General features: G+C 41.3%; 13 protein-coding genes and 3 pseudogenes. 7 read left to right on the forward strand and 9 right to left on the reverse strand.

The genetic code is table 11. The features are described 5' to 3' along the window. The first annotated feature begins 28 nt into the window (after positions 1–28). Positions 29–1,225: an amino acid aminotransferase gene (locus tag EDC41_RS08960; RefSeq protein WP_006252363.1), complete on the forward strand. Its 1,197-nt coding sequence runs from the start codon at positions 29–31 to the stop codon at positions 1,223–1,225. A gap of 106 nt (positions 1,226–1,331) precedes the next feature. On the opposite strand, the gene folC is transcribed toward EDC41_RS08960, so the two are convergent. Together folC and accD are read right to left on the reverse strand one after the other, a co-directional pair. Then, entirely contained in the window at positions 1,332–2,633 is a 1,302-nt protein-coding gene (folC, locus tag EDC41_RS08965; RefSeq protein ID WP_006252364.1) for a bifunctional tetrahydrofolate synthase/dihydrofolate synthase, read from the reverse strand. A 15-nt stretch (positions 2,634–2,648) separates the two neighbouring features. Next, positions 2,649–3,545, reverse strand: a complete 897-nt coding sequence (gene accD / locus EDC41_RS08970) for an acetyl-CoA carboxylase, carboxyltransferase subunit beta (protein ID WP_032844927.1) — start codon at positions 3,543–3,545, stop codon at positions 2,649–2,651. Positions 3,546–3,854: 309 nt separating this feature from the next. Between accD and mazG the strand changes: the two genes are divergently transcribed. Together mazG and EDC41_RS08980 are read left to right on the forward strand one after the other, a co-directional pair. Continuing rightward, positions 3,855–4,637: a nucleoside triphosphate pyrophosphohydrolase gene (gene mazG, locus EDC41_RS08975; RefSeq protein WP_006252367.1), complete on the forward strand. Its 783-nt coding sequence runs from the start codon at positions 3,855–3,857 to the stop codon at positions 4,635–4,637. A gap of 67 nt (positions 4,638–4,704) precedes the next feature. Further along, positions 4,705–4,848: pseudogene (locus tag EDC41_RS08980) on the forward strand (DNA-binding response regulator); the annotation flags it as partial. A gap of 55 nt (positions 4,849–4,903) precedes the next feature. On the opposite strand, the pseudogene EDC41_RS08985 reads toward EDC41_RS08980, so the two are convergent. Next, a pseudogene (locus EDC41_RS08985) lies at positions 4,904–5,944 on the reverse strand (IS481 family transposase). Between the two features lie 235 nt (positions 5,945–6,179). Between EDC41_RS08985 and EDC41_RS09000 the strand changes: the two are divergent. Next, a complete protein-coding gene (locus EDC41_RS09000) occupies positions 6,180–8,102 on the forward strand; it encodes a MacB family efflux pump subunit (protein WP_006251589.1) in 1,923 nt (640 codons plus the stop codon). A gap of 82 nt (positions 8,103–8,184) precedes the next feature. Next, positions 8,185–8,955 carry a Nif3-like dinuclear metal center hexameric protein gene (locus EDC41_RS09005; RefSeq protein ID WP_006251590.1) on the forward strand — a complete coding sequence of 257 codons (771 nt, stop codon included), beginning with the start codon at positions 8,185–8,187 and terminating at the stop codon, positions 8,953–8,955. 80 nt (positions 8,956–9,035) lie between these two features. Here the strand turns inward: EDC41_RS09005 and nrdB are convergent, their stop codons facing one another. From nrdB to EDC41_RS09025, 3 genes are all read right to left on the reverse strand, one after another. Beyond that, positions 9,036–10,166: a class Ia ribonucleoside-diphosphate reductase subunit beta gene (gene nrdB / locus EDC41_RS09010; protein WP_006251591.1), complete on the reverse strand. Its 1,131-nt coding sequence runs from the start codon at positions 10,164–10,166 to the stop codon at positions 9,036–9,038. A 26-nt stretch (positions 10,167–10,192) separates the two neighbouring features. Beyond that, entirely contained in the window at positions 10,193–12,463 is a 2,271-nt protein-coding gene (gene nrdA / locus EDC41_RS09015) for a class 1a ribonucleoside-diphosphate reductase subunit alpha (RefSeq protein ID WP_006248589.1), read from the reverse strand. 356 nt (positions 12,464–12,819) lie between these two features. Continuing rightward, on the reverse strand, positions 12,820–15,201 hold the full coding sequence (locus EDC41_RS09025; RefSeq protein WP_006251592.1) for a TonB-dependent receptor: 2,382 nt from the start codon (positions 15,199–15,201) through the stop codon (positions 12,820–12,822). Between the two features lie 151 nt (positions 15,202–15,352). Here EDC41_RS09025 and EDC41_RS09030 point away from each other — a divergent pair, with 151 nt between their 5' ends. Both EDC41_RS09030 and EDC41_RS09035 read left to right on the forward strand, forming a co-directional pair. Continuing rightward, on the forward strand, positions 15,353–16,642 hold the full coding sequence (locus tag EDC41_RS09030; protein WP_006251593.1) for a hypothetical protein: 1,290 nt from the start codon (positions 15,353–15,355) through the stop codon (positions 16,640–16,642). A gap of 59 nt (positions 16,643–16,701) precedes the next feature. Further along, positions 16,702–18,114, forward strand: coding sequence for a porin family protein (locus tag EDC41_RS09035; RefSeq protein ID WP_006251594.1), 1,413 nt, complete (start codon positions 16,702–16,704; stop codon positions 18,112–18,114). Between the two features lie 249 nt (positions 18,115–18,363). Here the strand turns inward: EDC41_RS09035 and EDC41_RS09040 are convergent, their stop codons facing one another. The 3 genes and pseudogenes from EDC41_RS09040 to EDC41_RS13550 all read right to left on the reverse strand — a co-directional run. Further along, on the reverse strand, positions 18,364–18,687 hold the full coding sequence (locus EDC41_RS09040; RefSeq protein WP_006248594.1) for a hypothetical protein: 324 nt from the start codon (positions 18,685–18,687) through the stop codon (positions 18,364–18,366). Between the two features lie 114 nt (positions 18,688–18,801). Next, positions 18,802–19,398, reverse strand: a complete 597-nt coding sequence (locus EDC41_RS09045) for a hemagglutinin repeat-containing protein (RefSeq protein WP_006251595.1) — start codon at positions 19,396–19,398, stop codon at positions 18,802–18,804. Positions 19,399–19,567: 169 nt separating this feature from the next. Further along, a pseudogene (locus EDC41_RS13550) lies at positions 19,568–19,767 on the reverse strand (ankyrin repeat domain-containing protein); the annotation flags it as partial.

A 19,767-nucleotide genomic window follows, 5' to 3' on the forward strand; every position in this document is an offset into this window, starting at 1 on the left:
TTATTTTTCATTTTGATGAGGAACTCCAATGTCAATGTTTAGTCACATTCAAGCTGCTCCGGCAGACCCAATTTTAGGCTTAGGTGAAGCGTTTAAAGCAGATAGCCGTGAAGGTAAAATCAACCTTGGTATCGGTGTTTATATGACCGATGAAGGCAAAACCCCGATTGTCAAAGCGGTAAAAGAAGCAGAAAAACGTTTATTAGAGACGGAAAACAGTAAAAATTATTTAACCATTGACGGTGTTCAAGCATTCAATGCGGCAACGCAAGCGTTATTATTTGGCGAAGGGGCTGAAGTGATTACCTCAGGTCGTGCTAAAACTGCACAGAGTTTAGGTGGGACAGGGGCATTACGCATTGCGGCGGAATTTATCAAACGTCATACGAATGCGAAAAATGTATGGATTTCAACCCCGACTTGGCCAAACCATAACGGCATTTTTGATGCAGTAGGCGTGAATGTAAAAGGCTATCGCTACTACAATAAAGAGACTAACGGTTTAGATTGGGAAAATTTAATTGCCGATTTAAGCCAAGCGGAAGCCGGAGATGTGGTGTTATTGCACGGTTGCTGCCACAACCCGACCGGAATTGACCCAACACCTGCACAATGGGAACAGTTAGCAGCATTATCTGCCGAAAAAGGCTGGTTGCCGTTATTTGACTTTGCTTATCAAGGCTTTGCAAACGGTTTAGAGGAAGATGCTTACGGTTTACGAGCTTTTGTGAAAAATAACCGTGAATTGTTGGTCGCAAGCTCATTCTCGAAAAACTTTGGGTTATATAACGAGCGTGTCGGTGCATTTACCCTAATTGCAGATAATGCTGATGATGCCAACCGTGCTTTCACTCAAATCAAATCGATTATTCGTGTACTTTACTCTAACCCATCTGCTCACGGTGCAAGTGCACTAGCAGTTGCATTGGCTGATCCTGACCTTAAAGCACAATGGATTGCGGAATTAGATGAAATGCGTAACCGTATCAAAGAAATGCGTAGCCAATTAGTGCAGAAATTAAAAGAAAAAGGGGCAAACAAAGACTTCTCTTTCATTACTGAGCAAAATGGTATGTTCTCATTCAGTGGCTTAACACCGGAGCAAGTGGATAAGTTAAAAGATGAGTTTGCAATTTATGCTGTGCGTTCAGGCAGAATCAATGTAGCAGGCATTACCAGCAAAAACATTGATGCTCTTGCCGATGCGATTGTGAAAGTGCTTTAATTAAACCTTAAAGATATATAGAGGCATAAGCCTGAGTGCTTGTGCCTCTTTTTTATCTTTTAGGTACAAGTGTGGACACTTGCACCAACGTTGATTATTCGTAGAACTAGGTTTCCAACCAAAGCATAAAATCTGCTACCGTATGAAATGAGCCGAACACCAGCACAATATCATTTTCGTTGGCTGTTTCAAACAATACTCGGCTTGCCTGTGCCACATTTTCATAGCTACAAGCGGTTGAATTTGGCAAAACGTTTACCAATTTCGCTAACACCGCCTCGCCTGTTTGTCCACGCCAACAATCTAGCCCTGCACAATGCCATTCATCAATAATATTAGCTAATGGCTCGACAATACCGGATAAATCCTTATCTTCTAACGCACTAAACACCGCATAGATTTTTTGATTTGGTTGCTTTAACTCCCGCAGTTTGTCAGCTAAATAACGTGCTGCGTGTGGGTTATGCCCTACATCAATAATTACTTTTGCAGCCGGTTTAGGTTGAGAAAAATGAGTAAAATCGGTATCCGTCAGGGTTTGAAAACGCCCTGTCATTTGAGCTTCATTTAAGGCTTGTCGAATAATCTTTTCATCAATTTCAAATGGCAGTTGCATTAATACTGCTAATGCGGTGCCGGCGTTTGGAATCGGAATAAGCGGGATTGGTAAATCGGTAAAGGATTTTTCTTCAGAATACCAATGAAACAGATTATTCTTAATTTCAAACTGCCAGTCTTTACCCCGGTAAAAAGCGTGACAATTTAACGAATCAGCAATCTGTTTAATCGAATGAGGGCAATCAGGCTCGCCGATGACAACCGGAATATTTTCACGGAAAATGCCGGCTTTCTCACGCCCGATGTCTTCACGGTTATCGCCTAAAAATGCAACGTGGTCGATATCAATCGAGGTAATCACGGCAAGGTTTGGATCAATAATATTAGTGGCATCTAATCGCCCACCTAATCCGACTTCTAAAATCACAATATCGAGCTGATTTTGTTTGAATAGCTCAAATGCAGACAGCGTACTAAACTCAAAATAAGTGAGTGAAGCGGTCTTTTTTGCATTAATTTTTGCAAATGCTTGGACGTGGTCGGCATCAGGTAATACTTCGCCGTTAATTCGCACCCGTTCATTATAGTGAATTAAGTGCGGTGAAGAGTAAACCCCAACCCGAAATCCGGCTTTTAATAAGGTAACTTCTAACAAACGGCAGGTCGAACCCTTGCCGTTAGTACCGGCAACGGTAATCACATAAGGGGCAGGCTTGAGTAAATCCAGCTCTGTTGCGACCTTACGAATACGATCTAAGCCCATATCAATCGGTTTAGAATGGGCGTGTTCTAAATAGGAAAGCCACGTTTCCAAAGAATCCGTGGCTTTAGGTATGCTTAATGTATTCATTCAGATTAAGTTAAATTATTCTGCGTTTTCTACAACCAATTCCGCCACTTTAAACGGCGTTGGCTGATTGGTTAATTTTGCACAAAGACGGGCAAGGATATCACGCATCTCTTTACGATGCACGATCATATCAACTGCCCCGTGTTCTAATAAGAACTCGGCACGTTGGAAACCTTCCGGCAGTTTTTCACGTACGGTTTGCTCAATTACACGAGGACCAGCAAAGCCGATTAGGGCTTTTGGCTCAGCAATATTCACATCGCCCAGCATTGCCAAACTTGCGGAAACCCCACCTAAAGTTGGGTCGGTTAATACAGAAATAAACGGTACGCCCTGCTCTTTCATTTTGGCTAAAATCGCACTGGTTTTTGCCATTTGCATTAAAGAGAATAACGCCTCTTGCATACGAGCCCCGCCCGATGCCGAAAAACAGATAAACGGAATTTTTTCAGCTAAAGCTTTTTCCGCGGCTTTCACAAATTTTGCTCCCACCACAGAACCCATTGAGCCGCCCATAAACTCAAAGTTAAAGGAGGCCGTAACCACCGGCATATTATGCAATGTACCGGCAAGCACGATAAAAGAATCTTTCTCACCGGTTTGTTTTTGTGCGGCGGTTAAACGATCTTTATATTTCTTTAAATCTTTAAATTTCAACACATCTTCCGGCTCTAAGTCGGCAGCGATTTCGACCGCAGAATCTTTATCTAACAAATTCAATAAACGGGTGCGGGCATCAATACGCATATGATGATCGCATTTTGGACAAACCTGTTGGTTGCGTTGTAATTCTTCGCTATAGAGAACTTGTTCACAACTTGTGCATTTTGTCCACACGCCTTCCGGCACTTTTGATTTTGCACTGCTTGATGACGAAGAGTCTCTACCTAAAATTCTGTCTAACCAGCTCATTATTATTCCTTTTGGATTGAGTTGTTGGGTTCACTAAATGGTTGCTATTAAAGCATAATTTATCGGTTTTTGATATGTTTTCTTGACATATCAGATCACTAACTATGTGTATAAGTTCGATAAAAAAACGCAATCAGAAGAATGATTAACATCACCACAATTTGAATTAAGCGTTTTTTGGTTAATTTTTCCGCTGCCATTGCTCTGCTCATACTTAATAAATTTCCGCATTATAAGCGAAAAAGTACGGGCTATGGTAGAATTTGCAAAAATTTGATCAAAAATAACCGCTTGTAAAAAGGAAATACTATGGCAACCATTGAACAATTTCTTGATGTTGTAAACCAACTTCGCCACCCTGAACACGGCTGCCCGTGGGATCTCAAACAGAATTTTGACACGATGTTGCCCCACTTGTTGGAAGAAACCTATGAGGTAGCGGAAGCGATTCACACCCAAGATCGCACTGCTCTGCGTGAAGAATTGGGTGATTTATTACTGCAAGTGGTCTTTTTAAGCCAATTAGCGAAAGAAGAAGGAGCTTTTACGTTTGATGATGTAGTAACCGATATTCACGATAAACTGATTTACCGCCACCCTCACGTTTTTGGTGATGTGAAAGCTACTAATAGCGAAGAGGCCTTACAAAGTTGGGAGGCACAAAAAGCGAATGATGCAAAACACCGTAGCCAAGATTCTATTTTAGACGATTTACCTTTTGCTTTGCCTGCTCTTACCCGTGCAAATAAGCTACAAAAACGGTGTGCGAAAGTCGGATTCGATTGGGATAACCCGCACGATGTGCTGGCAAAAGTTGAAGAAGAACTCGATGAAGTCAAAGCAGAAATCGCACAATATCCGGCTCGCTCCGCCGAACTTGCTGAAGAATTAGGTGATCTCTTGTTTGCGATTGTAAATTTATGCCGCCATTATCATACCGATGCCGAGGAAATTTTACGCAATGCAAATCTAAAATTTGAACATCGCTTTCGAAAAGTTGAAAAATCTGTGAAAAAATCGGGAAGAACTGTAAAAGAATGTAAATTAGAAGAATTAGATGTAATTTGGCACAAAATAAAAGTGGTAGAATAAAAAACATCAATTGTTATAATAATTTTTACCTTTGTAAAGTTAGTTTTAATTTTATAGGAAATATTTTATGTCAAAAATCTTATTAATAGATGATGATATTGAGTTTACTGAGCTACTAACTGAATTACTTTCATTAGAAGGATTTAAAATGAAAGTTGTGCATAATGGTTTAGAAGGCTTAAATGAGTTAGAGTCTAATCAATATGATTTGTAGAAGATCAAACCTAATCTGACAGTTCCCGTTTAAAATTATAGTGTCTGTCAGATTAATTTGAGCTTAAATGCTTTTCCGCCCAAATCCGTTTTCCATCAAGTAATGTTTCCATCGGTGTTCTGCCGCAGCACATTTTTCCTTGATGAGTTCAATGATGATTATAATACATTAACCATTCATCTAAATCCGCTTGTAATGTCGCTAAATCCATATAAATTGTCTTCCTAAATACGACTTGGTAAAACTCTTGTAAAATCGTCTTATGGAAGCGTTCGCAGATACCATTCGTCTGGGGATGCTTCACTTTCGTTTTCGTATGCTCTATGTCATTTATCGCTAAATAAAGCTCATAATCGTGATTTTCCACCTTGCCACAGTACTCACTGCCTCGGTCGGTAAGAATACGCAACATCGGTAATCCTTGGGACTCAAAGAACGGTAGGACTTTATCATTGAGCATATCTGCTGCACTAATTGCTGTCTTCATCGTATACAGTTTTGCAAATGCGACTTTACTATAAGTATCAATAAAGGTCTGTTGATAAATGCCTCCAACCCCCTTAAGATTCCCCACATAGAAGGTATCTTGTGAACCTAGATAGCCCGGATGAGCCGTTTCAATTTCGCCACAAGCCACATCGTCTTCTTTTTTACGCTCCAAGGCTTGAACTTGGTTTTCACTCAGAATAATGCCTTTCTCAGCCACTGCTTTTTCTAACGCCTTTAAACGCTGTTTAAAGTTAGCGAGATTATGGCGTGGCCAAATAGAACGCACACCACCTGCTGAAATAAAAATACCTTGTTTACGGAGTTCGTTACTGACTCGTACCTGCCCAAATGCCGGATTATCGAATGCAAACTTCACAACAGCTTGCTCTATTGCCTCATCAACACGATTTTTTAAGTTGGGAACGCGTCTATTTTGATTCAGCAATGCTTCAACACCACCTTGCTCAACCGCTTGTTGATAACGATAGAATGTATCTCGGCTCATTCCCATTACTTTGCAGGCTTGAGAAATATTACCCAGTTCTTCTGCTAAATTTAATAAACCGGTCTTGTGTTTAATGAGAGGGTTGTTAGAATAAAACATGAGAGTTTCCTTTTTGTTTAGATTGATTTTTGACACTCATATTCTAAACGGGAAACTCTCACTTTTTAGAGTGAATTGTCAGATCAAGTCTGATCTTCTACACAGCACCAAGGTACTATTCATTTAGATAAAAGTAATATGGGAGGATTAAAAATCGAACTGAAACTTCCCCTTTGGCGTTCCTAAGGCAAAAAGCATATCGTTTGTAAAAAACAGTCGAAAAATAACCGCTTGTATGAAATTAATTGAAATAGAAAATCTCAATAAATACTTTGGCTTGGGACAAACCCAAGCCCATATTCTAAAAAATATCAATCTCAGTATTGAACGGGGTGATTTTGTCGCAATTATAGGTGCTTCAGGTTCTGGCAAATCTACCTTAATGAACATTATTGGCTGTTTAGATACTGCAAGCTCAGGTATTTGCCGTATTGATGGCAAAGAGACCCAAACAATGTCTGCAGATGAACTGTCTGATTTACGCCAACGTAAACTGGGGTTTATTTTCCAACGCTATAATCTCCTTTCAGCTTTGAATGCAAACGAAAATGTTGCCCTACCTGCAATTTACGCCGGAATGGATAGCTCATCACGCAAAAAACGAGCTGATACGTTATTAACAAAGTTAGGATTATCAGATAAAACCCAACATAAGCCGAATGAGTTATCTGGGGGGCAACAGCAACGAGTCAGCATTGCACGAGCCTTAATGAACGGCGGTGAAATCATTCTTGCAGACGAGCCTACCGGTGCATTAGATTCCAAAAGTGGCGAAACTGTATTGGAAATCTTGCGAGATCTACACCACGAAGGTCATACCATTATTATGGTGACACACGACCCAAACATTGCCGCTCAAGCCAGCCGTGTAGTTGAAATTAAAGATGGACAAATCATTCGAGATGAACACCAACGTGCTGATGTTCAGGAAACAGCTCTCAATAAAACGACAACACAAAAAACTCGCTTTTGGGCTCAACTGTTTGAATCCTTCAAAATGGCAACCAGTGCAATTATGGCACATAAAATGCGGGCAATCCTCACGATGCTGGGCATTATTATTGGCATTACCTCTGTGATTTCCGTAGTCGCTCTCGGTCGAGGCTCGCAACAACAAATCCTTTCTAATATCAACAACCTAGGCACAAATACGATGGATATTATGAATGGAACCGGCTTTGGCGATAGAAGAGCCAATCTGACTAAGAATTTAACCATCAGTGATGCCTTAATGTTGGGGCGGCAAAGCTATGTGGAAAGCACTACTCCTTCAAGCAATGTCAGTGCCACATTGATTTATGGTAATACCGCAGTAACCGGTTCAGTACGAGGTGTTGGAGAGCAATTTATTGATGTGAAAGGGTTAAAGCTGATTTCAGGGCGTTTTTTCAGTGCCGAGGAAGTAAAAAATGTGGCACAGATTATTGTAATTGACCCTAACACTCAAAAAGATTTGGGGCTGACAGAGCCTGTTGAAGGTAAAACGATTCTAGTGGATAAAAAACCGTTACAGATTATTGGTGTGGCACAACAGTCAAATAATATGAACCAAAGTAGCCTTACCCTGTGGGCGCCTTATACCACTATTATGCAACGCATTTCAGGTGCAAAACAGATAGATTCACTCACGGTTAAAATTAAAGATGATATTGAAAGCCAAACTGCCGAAAAAAGCATTACCGAATTGTTGGTAGCTAAACACGGCAAAAAAGATTTCTTTATTATGAATAGTGATACGATCAAACAAACCATTACCAGTACCACCAATACAATGACCTTGCTGATTTCCTCTATCGCCCTTATTTCGCTGATTGTCGGCGGTATCGGGGTAATGAATATTATGTTGGTTTCCGTCACCGAGCGAACCCGAGAAATTGGTGTCCGAATGGCGATTGGTGCAAAACAACGCAATATTTTGCAACAATTTTTAATTGAAGCGGTGGTTATTTGCCTGATTGGTGGTGTAATAGGCATTTTGCTCGCAAGTGCTATTATTTGGGCATTTAATACCTTAGGCTCGAATTTTAAAATGATGCTTTCACCTGAATCGGTTGTGATTGCCGTACTCTGCTCTACTCTTATCGGTGTGGTATTTGGCTACATTCCGGCAAGAAACGCCTCCCAATTAAACCCAATTACTGCTCTGGCACAAGAGTAAATGCGACAACTATCTGCTACACTGTAGGGCAAAAAATTTTTTGCCCTTACATCCATTATTATGCCAAGTTTAAGGAGATAAAATGACAATAACCAATACTGAACTAGAACAAATACTGAACACCAAACTTAACAGCTCCGCCATTAACGACTATGCCCCAAATGGCTTGCAAGTTGAAGGGAAAAGAGAAATCAAAAAAATCATTACCGGTGTGACTGCCACACTTCCCCTGATTGAAAAAGCGATTGAGAGAAACGCCGATGCAATTTTAGTCCACCACGGTTATTTTTGGAAAAGCGAAACCCCATGCATTCGAGGAATGAAAGGTAAACGCATTAAACAGCTTTTAGTGAATGACATCAATCTCTTTGGTTATCACCTACCACTGGATATTCACCCCGAACTAGGTAACAACGCCCAGCTTGCTAAGCATTTAGGCGTAAAAAATCTACAAGGTTTAGAAGACAGACCTAATTCAATTCCAATGTACGGTGAATTAGAAAATCCGATTTCCGCCAATGAACTAAAACAAAAACTTGAAAAAACGTTACAACGCACCGTTATTTTATGTGATGAATTTGTTCATAGCCCACAAAAAATGATTAAAACAATCGGGATTTGCTCCGGCGGAGGACAAGGCTATATTGATTTAGCCTTTGAAAAAGGCTGTGATGCCTTTATTAGCGGCGAAATTTCCGAACAGACCACCCACTCTGCCCGTGAACAAGGAATCTATTATTTTGCTTGTGGTCATCACGCCACGGAACGAGATGGCGTAAAAGCCTTAGGTGAATGGTTAGCCGTTGAATATGGTTTAGATGTTGAATTTATTGATATTGATAACCCTGCATAAAAAATACAAGCGGTTGAATTTCCTGAAAATTTTGCAATTTGCAAAAAATCACTAAAAATCAACCGCTTGTATATCATAGTCTAAAGTTCAAAATCGCCAAAATCACGGCTATCTACTTTAGCATCAATCTGGCCAACCAAATAAGAACTGACTTCCACTTCTTGTGGTGCTACCTGTACATTATCGGAAACCAACCACGCATTGATCCACGGAATGGGGTTGGAACGTGCCTTAAATGGTAATGGTAGTCCAACAGCCTGCATCCGAATATTAGTGATATATTCAATATATTGCACCAAAATATCCCGATTTAGCCCTATCATCGAACCGTCTTTAAACAGGTATTCCGCCCACGCTTTTTCTTGTTCAGCTGCACTTAAAAAAAGCTCGTAGGCCTCTTGGCGACATTCACGTGCAATTTCTGCCATTTCAGGATCATCATTGCCATAGGTCATAATATTCAATATATGCTGAGTGCCGGTAAGATGTAATGCTTCATCACGTGCAATAAATTTGATGATTTTGGCATTTCCTTCCATAAGCTGCCGTTCCGCAAAGGCAAATGAGCAAGCAAAAGAGACATAAAAACGAATTGCTTCAAGCGCATTCACACTCATCATACAGAGATAAAGTTGTCTTTTTAGACTACGCAAACTGACCTCACAGGTTTTTCCATCAACCTGATAACTGCCTTCACCATACAAACTATAGAGTTGGCTGTCACGAATCAAATCATCATAATAGGCGGAAATATCTTTGGCACGCTTAATAATTTCTTCGTTTGTGACAATATCATCAAATACTATTGATGGATCATTGACAATATTACGGATGATATGTGTGTAAGAACGACTGTGAATTGTTTCGCTAAATGTCCAAGTTTCAATCCAGGTTTCAAGCTCGGGGATAGACACTAATGGCAAAAGCGCCACATTCGGGCTACGCCCTTGAATGGAATCCAACAAGGTTTGGTATTTTAAATTGCTGATAAAAATGTGCTTTTCATGTTCAGGCAGTTGGGCATAGTCAATGCGGTCTTGCGACACATCCACTTCTTCCGGTCGCCAGAAAAATGAGAGTTGTTTTTCAATCAGTTTTTCAAAAATTTCGTATTTTTGTTGATCATAACGCGCCACATTCACATTTTGTCCAAAAAACATGGGTTCTTTTAGTTGATCATTTTTATGTTGTGAAAACGTAGTATATGCCATGTTATTCTCCTTTATTTCTGTTCTTATTAAATTTTACAAGCACCACCAGCACAGCCTTCATCTAAGTCGTCTTGCACATCTTCTGCTCCATCACGGGTATTTTGATAGTAAAGGGTTTTTAACCCGTATTTATACGCCGTTAATAGATCTTTTAATAATACTTTCATCGGTACTTTAGCTTCTGCAAAGCGGTTTGGGTCGTAATTTGTATTCGCCGAAATCGCTTGGTCAACAAATTTCTGCATAATCCCAACCAAATGCAAATAGCCGTCCATATTAGGAATATCCCAAAGCAGTTCATAGTATGCTTTTAAACGTTCATACTCCGGCACAACCTGCTTTAAAATACCGTCTTTTGATGCTTTAACACTAATATAGCCACGCGGAGGTTCAATTCCATTGGTGGCATTCGAAATTTGCGACGAAGTCTCCGATGGCATTAAGGCAGTTAAAGTGGAATTGCGCAAGCCAAATTGCAGAATATCCTGACGTAGTTGTTCCCAATCATAATGAAGCGGTTCTTGAGTTAATTCATCAATTTCTTTTTTATAAGTATCGATAGGGAGTAACCCTTTGGCATAAGTGGTTTGATCAAAATAAGCACACGCCCCTTGTTCTTTGGCTAAATTCATCGATGCTTTTAATAAATAATACTGAATCGCTTCAAAGGTACGGTGAGTTAAATTATTAGCACTGCCATCGGAATAACGCACTTGGTTTTTAGCTAAATAGTAAGCATAGTTAATCACGCCTACACCTAATGCGCGGCGATTTAATGAGCTGTTACGTGCAGCTAATACCGGATAATCTTGATAATCTAATAGGGCATCTAGCGCACGAACCACTAAATCAGCCAATTCTTCTAACTCATCTAAATTGCTGAGTGTGCCTAAATTAAATGCCGATAATGTACATAATGCGATTTCCCCTTGTTCATCATAAAAATGTGCCAGTGGCTTAGTTGGCAAAGCAATTTCTAAGCAGAGGTTCGATTGGCGTATCGGTGCGACACGAGGATTAAATGGGCTATGAGTATTACAATGATCGACATTCTGAATATAAATTCGCCCTGTTGAAGCCCGCTCTTGCATCAGTAATGAAAACAATTCTACAGCTTTAACTTTACGTTGCCGAATGCTCGGATCTTGCTCATATTGCAAATAAAGTTGCTCAAATTTAGCTTGATCAGCAAAAAACGCTTCATATAACCCCGGCACATCTGATGGACTAAATAAACTAATCTCACCGCCTTTAATTAAACGTTGATACATCATTTTATTAATCTGTACCCCGTAATCCATATGGCGAGCACGGTTTTCTTCCACACCACGGTTATTTTTTAATACCATTAAGCTTTCTGCTTCCAAATGCCAAATCGGAAAATACACGGTAGCCGCTCCACCGCGAACACCACCTTGAGAGCAAGACTTTACTGCAGTTTGAAAATGTTTATAAAAGGGAATACAGCCGGTATGAAATGCTTCTCCACCACGAATGGGGCTACCTAATGCCCGAATTGCGCCGGCATTAATACCGATCCCAGCACGCTGTGAAACATATTTAACGATTGCAGCCGAGGTTGCATTGATGGAATCTAAGCTATCATCACACTCAATTAACACACAGGAACTAAATTGACGAGTAGGTGTACGCACTCCTGCCATAATCGGTGTTGGCAAAGAAATTTTGAAAGTGGAAGTCGCATCATAAAAACGGCGAATATAATCTAAGCGGCTTGCTGTTGGATACTTAGAAAATAAACAGGCAGCTACGAGTAAATACAAGAATTGAGCCGATTCATAAATCTCTCCGCTAACACGATTCTGCACTAAATATTTTCCTTCCAACTGCTTTACTGCTGCATAGGAAAACGTCATATCCCGCCAGTGATCAATAAATCCATTCATTGTCTCCCATTCTTCGGGCGTATAGTCGCTCAGCAAGTCTGCATCATATTTACCTAGCGCAACTAATTTTTTAACGTGCTCATATAAATGCGGTGGCTCAAATTGTCCATAAGCTTTTTTGCGTAAGTGGAAAATCGCCAAGCGTGCGGCTAAATATTGATAATCTGGCGTATCCTTAGTGATTAGATCAGCTGCAGCCTTGATAATAGTTTCATGAATATCTGAAGTGCGAATACCTTCATAAAATTGAATGTGAGAACGGAGTTCTACTTGTGAAACAGAAACATTCTCTAACCCTTCTGCCGCCCAAGTAATCACACGATGAATTTTATCTAGATTGAGTTGCTCGCGCGTGCCATTACGCTTTGTTACCATTAAACTTTTATTCATAATTATTAACCCTTTATAAAATACCTTAGTAAAACACTACATCTTGTGTTTTTCATTAAAGTAAACACAAGATAGTGTGCTTAAAGCAAAACATCAACCAATAAATTTTTACTTTTTCTCTTGACAGATGCTAAGTTATTTATAAATAACCATATTTTTAATAAAGGGATAAAGTTAATTGTCTTATTTAACAACAAACAGGAAATTTTGGTAAGCTCCGAAAATAACAAGAAAGGAAAAACAGCACTATTTTATCCAAATTACCAATACCTGAGTTTTAAACAAGCGGTTATTTTTAGCCGTTTTTTTGCAAAATTTGAAGAAAAAATAACCGCTTGTCTTGTTATGTCGAGAACTTAAAATTTCATCTCCATTCCCAACATAAAATTTCGTCCCATTTGTGGTACAAATTGGTGATACGAAGTGTGGATATACACCGGCTGATTCAGTAAGTTTGTGCCGTTTAGACTGATTTTGTAATCCAGCTCTTTCCACTTATTGCTATACGACAACCCGACATTCAACATCGTATTACCTTCGGTAATATATTCCAACTGGCTCGTACGGCGTTGGGTAAAGGTGCGGATCAGCTCTAAATCCCCCGACCAATTTGGGGTAAATTCCGCATTAAAGCGAAAACCTAAACGCATTGGCGGTGTACGAGGGGTGTTTTGGTCAGCCCGATATAGAAGATAATCTTTCCCTTTTTCCACATTTTCCGGCAGATAATCTTTGAACACACTATAATCGCTATTTATCTTCAATGGTGGTAAATTTGTTAGCCAGCCTCGTACCATATCGCCGAAAATCGTGGCTTGGTATTGGTCGTTAAAGCGGTAGCTTGCCTCTGCTTCTACCCCGTAAAAACGGGCTTTTGCCTGATTATAACGGCGCATAAATAGCTGATTTTCACGGAAAAGATTTTCATTGTAGATGTAGTTTTTAAAGTGATTGTAATAAACACTCACTTTATAGCCAATACGTTCAGCTTGATAGCCCAAGCCCAACTCCACATTATTTGACTGCTCTTTTTTCAAGTCTTTATTGCCGTATTCAAACGAATTAGTAGCAATATGCTGCCCGTGATAATACAGCTCCATTGGCGTTGGCAAGCGTTCATTGTGCGAGGCAGTAAACGAAAGCTGATAGTCAGGGTGGAAGAACCAGTTAAGCGTGCCGGAATAGGCATAAGCCGTTTCATCATAGGGTGAAAGATCTGGCTCAACCTGTTTGCCGCCACTGATACGGTAGTGTTCTTGTAACCGTTTGATTTCATTGCGATCATACTCAATCTCAATCTTCTGCTTTTCCATTCGTCCGGCAAGCTCAACAGCAACGCTATCCCACATATACTGCTCAACCCCAAACAGGCTGAACTGTTTATTGGTATTTTCAACCAGCGGGAATTTCACTTCGCGATCTTTCGGCGCATTCATACTGCTTTTTTGCGTTTGATACTGAACACCCCATACACCGGTTAAGCCACCTAGCGGTGCGTGATAGACCTCCAAGCGGGTATTTTTGCCCCGATTTTTGAAAATATTCACCGGCTTGCCGTAATCCTGATCTTTTTTCAGCTGTTTATGGTAACGGGTGGCAAGCACGCCTGCATCTTTTTCATCGTGGTAATAATCGGCATCAGCATAGCTTGCCTTAATTTTATCTACGCCCTTAAACGGCTGGCGTAGCTCGGCTTTCACATCAATCCGTTTTGATTCTAAATCCACCCACGGGCCTTTGTGAGTGTGATCGTGGGCGTGTCCGAACGGGTTATCGTGGCTGTGTGTGCCGTCCTCGGCGTGGTTGGTTCCACAGTGGAAGTGCGGATTGCTCCCAATATTTTCCTCACCAATCAAATGCGGATAGAGATAGGTATAAGCGTATTTATCCCGCTTATTACCGTAGATATGACCGGTACAGAAATCAAATTTATGGTTATGCCCCGGCAAGCCATAATTATCCCGCCGTTTGCTGTATGAGGCACCAATATAGCCTCGTTCACCGACAAAGGATAAGCCCAACGTGCCGACTTTGGATTTATTGTAAGTGTCCGGCACATAGTTTAAGCGCTCGCCTAAATTGATCCCCGGCACACGGTAGTTATCACTATGGCGGGTCAGCCCTTCGGCTCGCACCGCAATGTGGTTACCGATGCCAAAGGTTGCCCCTAATGCGCCGACTTTCTCTTTGGCGGCGGTATCAAAACGGCTATTGAGTTCAACCTCATATCCCTTTTCAGGAATAGCGGTCGGAATACGTTTATCCACCACATTTACAATTCCTACCGGCGAACTGCTGGCATAAAGCAAGGTGCTGGAACCACGCAAGATTTCGACCTGATCGGCAAGCAGTGAATCAGCAACAACGGCGTGATCAGGAGATAGGTTCGACATATCAATCACGTCTGAACCGTTTTGCAAAATGCGAATTCTCGCCCCTTCCTGCCCACGAATAATCGGCTTACTCGCTCCGCCACCAAACGGGTTACTATGCACGCCTAACTCAGCGGCTAACGCATTGCCCAATGTTGCCGAACGTTTCTTAAACTCTTTACCTTCAATGATTTTATCACTGGTTTTCATTAGGGTGACTTCGCTACCTTTCGCCACACTCGGTGTACTGCCAACCACAGAAACCTCATTCAAAACTGCAACATCATCGCTGCTTTCAGCCCAAACAAGCGGGCTAAATTGGGCAGAAATTAGCAAAGCCAGTAATTTTTTATTAAACACAATCATCTCCTTAAAAATTTTAAGGTTAATAAATTACTGTAAAAAAGAGTTTTTTACAATAGACCATAAAAAATTTATGTAATTTTTAACTTACCTACTTGTCAAAAGGTAAATTTATCCATTAAAATTTTATGGTTTTTATAAGGAGAAAATATCTATGCATCCTAAATTCAAACTAACCCTTGCCGCATTAGCGGTTTCTGTTGTTTTAACCGGCTGCAAATCCAGCCAAGGTCCTTCTGTGGTAGCGAAAAATTCAGATGACCGAGTAATTAAACTCAACGCCGAAACGGAAGATAAAAAAGAAGAAACCCCAGCAGAGCAACCTCGCCCTGCCCCCCAAAAACCACAAGTCACACCACCAGCTCCGTTATTGCCTACAACACCTAAGCTAGAGGAAAAACCAAACAAAGAAATGGTAGAAACAACACCTAAGCCAGAAGAAAAACCAAACGAAAAAATGGTAGAAGAAGGGAATAACGGTGAAGATGAAATTAAGGTCATTACTTCTATCACGCCGGTGAATACCGACAGCAAAGGCTCTACGTGGCGTGTTGTACCGCTCAGCCAAACAGGTGGCGTGGTGAATTTAAGCACCGCAAGAGGCGATCACACCGATTATCGCTTAACGGACGAAAACTCCCCTCTCGGCTCAAGCCAAGAGTTTGGGAAGACAGAATATAACTACCCAATTGGTTTTGAGCTGGGAAAAAATGAGCAAAACAGCCCATTCATTAAAACACTCAACAAACGGGGTGATAAGTATCTCGGTCAGCATTCCGGCACTTATAAAGACGATAAATTGGTCGGCAACAGCCAAAAAATCAATTATCTCTACGTCAATCAGCCATATTCCAGTTATGGTGCACTCTTTACCGATGCAAACAACAGCAATCTGTTCCACGTTCAGCTAAAAACCGGGCGTGACAGCAATGGTATTTCAGCGGAGAGTGAAGGCAGTAATGCGAATAGTGCCGAATATAGCGTCTATACTCTGCAAGGCAAAACCGGTAAATGGAATAATGAAGTGCTGGGCGATGCAGAGTATAAAGGTAACCTAATTGCTCGTATTGAAAAACAGATGGACGGAAAAACGGTGATCGAAGCACCAAAAGTGGATGGTGAGGTTACACTCAGCCTACACTTAGATAACAATTGGGCAAATAATACGTTAGAAGGTAAGGTAACCAGTAAAACACTGGGTGAAATTGGGCTGGATAAAACCAAACTCGCACCTGCCGTAAGATTACCGACTAATGAAATCAGCTTCTACGGCACCGCAAGTGCTACTGACCACGAGGGTTTAAAAGGCGAATATTCAGCAACCTTTGCCGGTAAAACACTCAATGATGCCGTAGGTTCAATTGAATTGGAAAATGAAGATGCCAATAACGGTGACGTCAGCAAATATAACGCCGTCTTCGGTGTAATGAAAGTTGAAAAATAACCTCATATTACGATAATCATAGAGGGCTGGCAACAGCCCTTTGTTTTTAAGGACGAACAATGAAAAAAATTGCTTTGCTGGCTTTTTTCCCGACACTACTCTTTGCCCGAGATCCGAATACGACACCAGCTCATCTTGAGCATACAGCACAGCCAACAACCGCACCACAAGCTGTTGCGATTGAACAATCCCCCCCCATTTTTAATGAAGCGGAATTACGGGCAAATCAGGCATTAACCGAGGAGCTGCTGACTCAAGCCATTTATAGCCGTCAATTAGCCAATATGGAAAAATTGACCGCTATTTATCAAGATTTTACGCAGATTGACCCTATTTTACTGCGTTATGCACAAGGTAAAATTTCCCTACTGAAAGGCGATTACGCACAGGCAATTCAGCACTTCCAAACCATTCTTGCCAAACAACCCAAACTAAACACTGTAAGAATTGAGCTGGCGATTGCTCTATTGTACGATCAGCAACTTAATCAAGCCCAAGCACAATTTGAAAAAGCCAAAAGTGCCGAACATCTACCGCCTAAAGTTCACGCATTAATTGAGCAATATCAGCAACATCTGGCAAAAAAACAGGAATGGAAATTTAGTTTTTCAGCCAATTATGTGCGAGACGGCAACATTAACCGAACCTCGAAACAGCCGAACATTGAGCAAACCGGCTATGTAAAACAACCTAATTTGTTGCCCCAAACCGCACATGGTGTTCACTATGCGTTTGGATTACAGAGAGATTTCAACCTGTTCGACTCACACTATGTGAGTTTTGACAACCAAACCCAAGGTGAACTTTATTGGGATAACCACGATTATGATGAAATTACCAATCGCACCTTGTTTGGATACGCTTACAAAAAATCCGACCAAACCACCCGCTTGTTACCGTTTTATGAAAAACGCTGGAAACATCACCGTTCGGAACGCTGGACAAACGGAATTCGACTTGAACATGCACAATGGTTTTCACCGCATTGGCAACTCGCCACCGCATTGGAATACGGCAAAAAACGTTATTTTGATTTGCCGATTTATAACGGCAGCTACAAACTTGCCTCTGCCACATTGCTTTGGTTACGCAATCCACAACAATTTTTCTTTGTCGGCACTGATTTCAATCAAGACAAAACTCAGTTAAAACAATATAGCTCTGATACTAAAGGCATACGCTTTGGCTGGCAACGAGAATGGCAAGCCCTCGAGCTTTCCAGTCGCCTCACGCTTGGCTATACTGACAGACGTTACAAAGACACCGCTATATTGGGAGGAAAACTTAATCTTGGCAGAATCCGCCATGACCGTGTGCAAAGTGCTAACCTCACGCTTTGGAAACGAGATTGGCACTGGCTCGGCCTGATGCCGAAGCTGCAATTTAGTTACGCCAAACACCGTAGCAACCTGCCGAGCCTCTATGCCTACACCGATAAAAACATCAATTTAATTATTGAAAGTCGGTTCTAGCTCCATAAAAACAACAAGCGGTTAAAATTCCTAGAAATTTTGCAAATTGCAAAAAATGTAGAAAATTTAACCGCTTGTATCTATACTGCAGCTTCTTTTCCTTCAGTATAAATTAATATACACCGTTGCAACAATAATGGCTGCTCCCTGTCATCACCTTGAACTGAAAATTGCTCAAGGTGGATATGACTATCGCAGCCGCTTCCACCGCACCCAGTAATGTATGGGCAAGCAGGTTGGCTTGGGTATCTACTTTTTAATTTGTTCGTTGAGATATGGCGAAGCTAAGCCTACTGCTGCTTGTCCTGAATCTTTCGCCGCTAAACCTTGTAAGGCTGCCGTCACCGCATCCACCGCACGCTTGGTTTTGCTGCCCGTGCCGTAGGCGTTATCAAAAGTCTGCTGTTTATCGTTTAAATCCCGTTTTAATTGGAGATATTCAGGATGTTGAGCGATTTCTTCTTTTGTTTTTCCCTCATTTCTCAAACGGGTTTCCACTTTGCCCAATTCCAGCTTCGCTTCCGTCACTTTTTCACGCTCACTATGCGTGTAAATCTGATAAGCCTTCTGCAAATCTCGCCTATGCCCTTCACCAGCTCCTGTGTTTCTTTCACCTCACTAATATCGTGTTTCGTCACTTTTTGATTGGCGTTTTGCGTATCTCGGTTAAGCTGATTGAGCGTGCTTTCAGCATTTGGGTCTTGGATTAGGGCGATAGCGATATTTTCTCCAATCGCCGGTGGTCAGCGTGCCGGCTTGGAAGCGGTTGTTTTCTTTCTCCGCTTGGCTGGTCATTACCGCACCGTCAAAATGGGCATTCTTTTTCACTTTAACGTCCATTCCTCCCTTGCCAATGTCGATTGAGGTTTGTTTTTCTACCTGTGCCGTGTTCAACTTGGCTGAGTTGTAAGCCGCATTTACATTGGCACTGCTTGTACCCAAGGCAAGTGAAGCACTGCCACCCGCTTGCACCTGTTCGCTGCTGTATTTGATGATGTCTTGTCGGCTTTTCGCCTCAAAATCTTGTACCTCGCCTTCCCAGCGATTGGCTTTGACAGTCGTGGCATCCAGCAAGAGTTTACCGTTTGCAGAATTGGTAACTAATTTACCCGCTTGTAATTGGTTGTTCTGCCACGTCTCGCTTTCGCTGTTCTCCTTACCTTTGCCAACACTGCCCGACGCTTCCAGCCCTATGCCGTAGCTGTCGCCATTGAAGCTCACAAACACACCCACGCTCGCACTGTGGTTTTTCTCTTTGGTTTGGTTGCGGTAACTATCTGCCACTCACCACTTTCAGCAAGTAAGCGATAGCCTTTTTGCAAATGTTGAGCATCAACCCACTGAGCTTTTGCTATCTCTCCATTGTATAATGCCCCTCCGAAGAAATCGGCACTATGCCCGATAATACTTGTGTAAAGAACGGGGGGATTTGTTTCAAATATTAAAATCAAACCTAAGCGTATTTCTCTAACAATTCAATAACAGCTTTAAATTCAGGTTTATTTCCATTATATTTTCTCATCCCTTCAATCAATTCAAACTGACCATTAAAATAATGAACATCTCCACCTTTTTTTAACATCAATTCCAATAAATCTAGTCTTTCAGGATAACGAATACACATTCTCAATGGTATTAAATTATCTTGATTTG

It is taken from the genome of Mannheimia haemolytica (assembly GCF_004342115.1).
Taxonomy (GTDB): domain Bacteria; phylum Pseudomonadota; class Gammaproteobacteria; order Enterobacterales; family Pasteurellaceae; genus Mannheimia; species Mannheimia haemolytica.

What these genes read in the sequence shown, in the direction of transcription:
- EDC41_RS09000 (WP_006251589.1), top strand. Translation starts at nt 6,180, where the DNA reads ATGAAATTAATTGAAATAGAAAATCTCAATAAATACTTTGGCTTGGGA.
- mazG (WP_006252367.1), top strand. Translation starts at nt 3,855, where the DNA reads ATGGCAACCATTGAACAATTTCTTGATGTTGTAAACCAACTTCGCCAC.
- nrdA (WP_006248589.1), bottom strand. Translation starts at nt 12,463, where the DNA reads ATGAATAAAAGTTTAATGGTAACAAAGCGTAATGGCACGCGCGAGCAA.
- nrdB (WP_006251591.1), bottom strand. Translation starts at nt 10,166, where the DNA reads ATGGCATATACTACGTTTTCACAACATAAAAATGATCAACTAAAAGAA.
- EDC41_RS08960 (WP_006252363.1), top strand. Translation starts at nt 29, where the DNA reads ATGTCAATGTTTAGTCACATTCAAGCTGCTCCGGCAGACCCAATTTTA.
- EDC41_RS09030 (WP_006251593.1), top strand. Translation starts at nt 15,353, where the DNA reads ATGCATCCTAAATTCAAACTAACCCTTGCCGCATTAGCGGTTTCTGTT.
- EDC41_RS09025 (WP_006251592.1), bottom strand. Translation starts at nt 15,201, where the DNA reads ATGATTGTGTTTAATAAAAAATTACTGGCTTTGCTAATTTCTGCCCAA.
- EDC41_RS09005 (WP_006251590.1), top strand. Translation starts at nt 8,185, where the DNA reads ATGACAATAACCAATACTGAACTAGAACAAATACTGAACACCAAACTT.
- folC (WP_006252364.1), bottom strand. Translation starts at nt 2,633, where the DNA reads ATGAATACATTAAGCATACCTAAAGCCACGGATTCTTTGGAAACGTGG.
- accD (WP_032844927.1), bottom strand. Translation starts at nt 3,545, where the DNA reads ATGAGCTGGTTAGACAGAATTTTAGGTAGAGACTCTTCGTCATCAAGC.
- EDC41_RS09035 (WP_006251594.1), top strand. Translation starts at nt 16,702, where the DNA reads ATGAAAAAAATTGCTTTGCTGGCTTTTTTCCCGACACTACTCTTTGCC.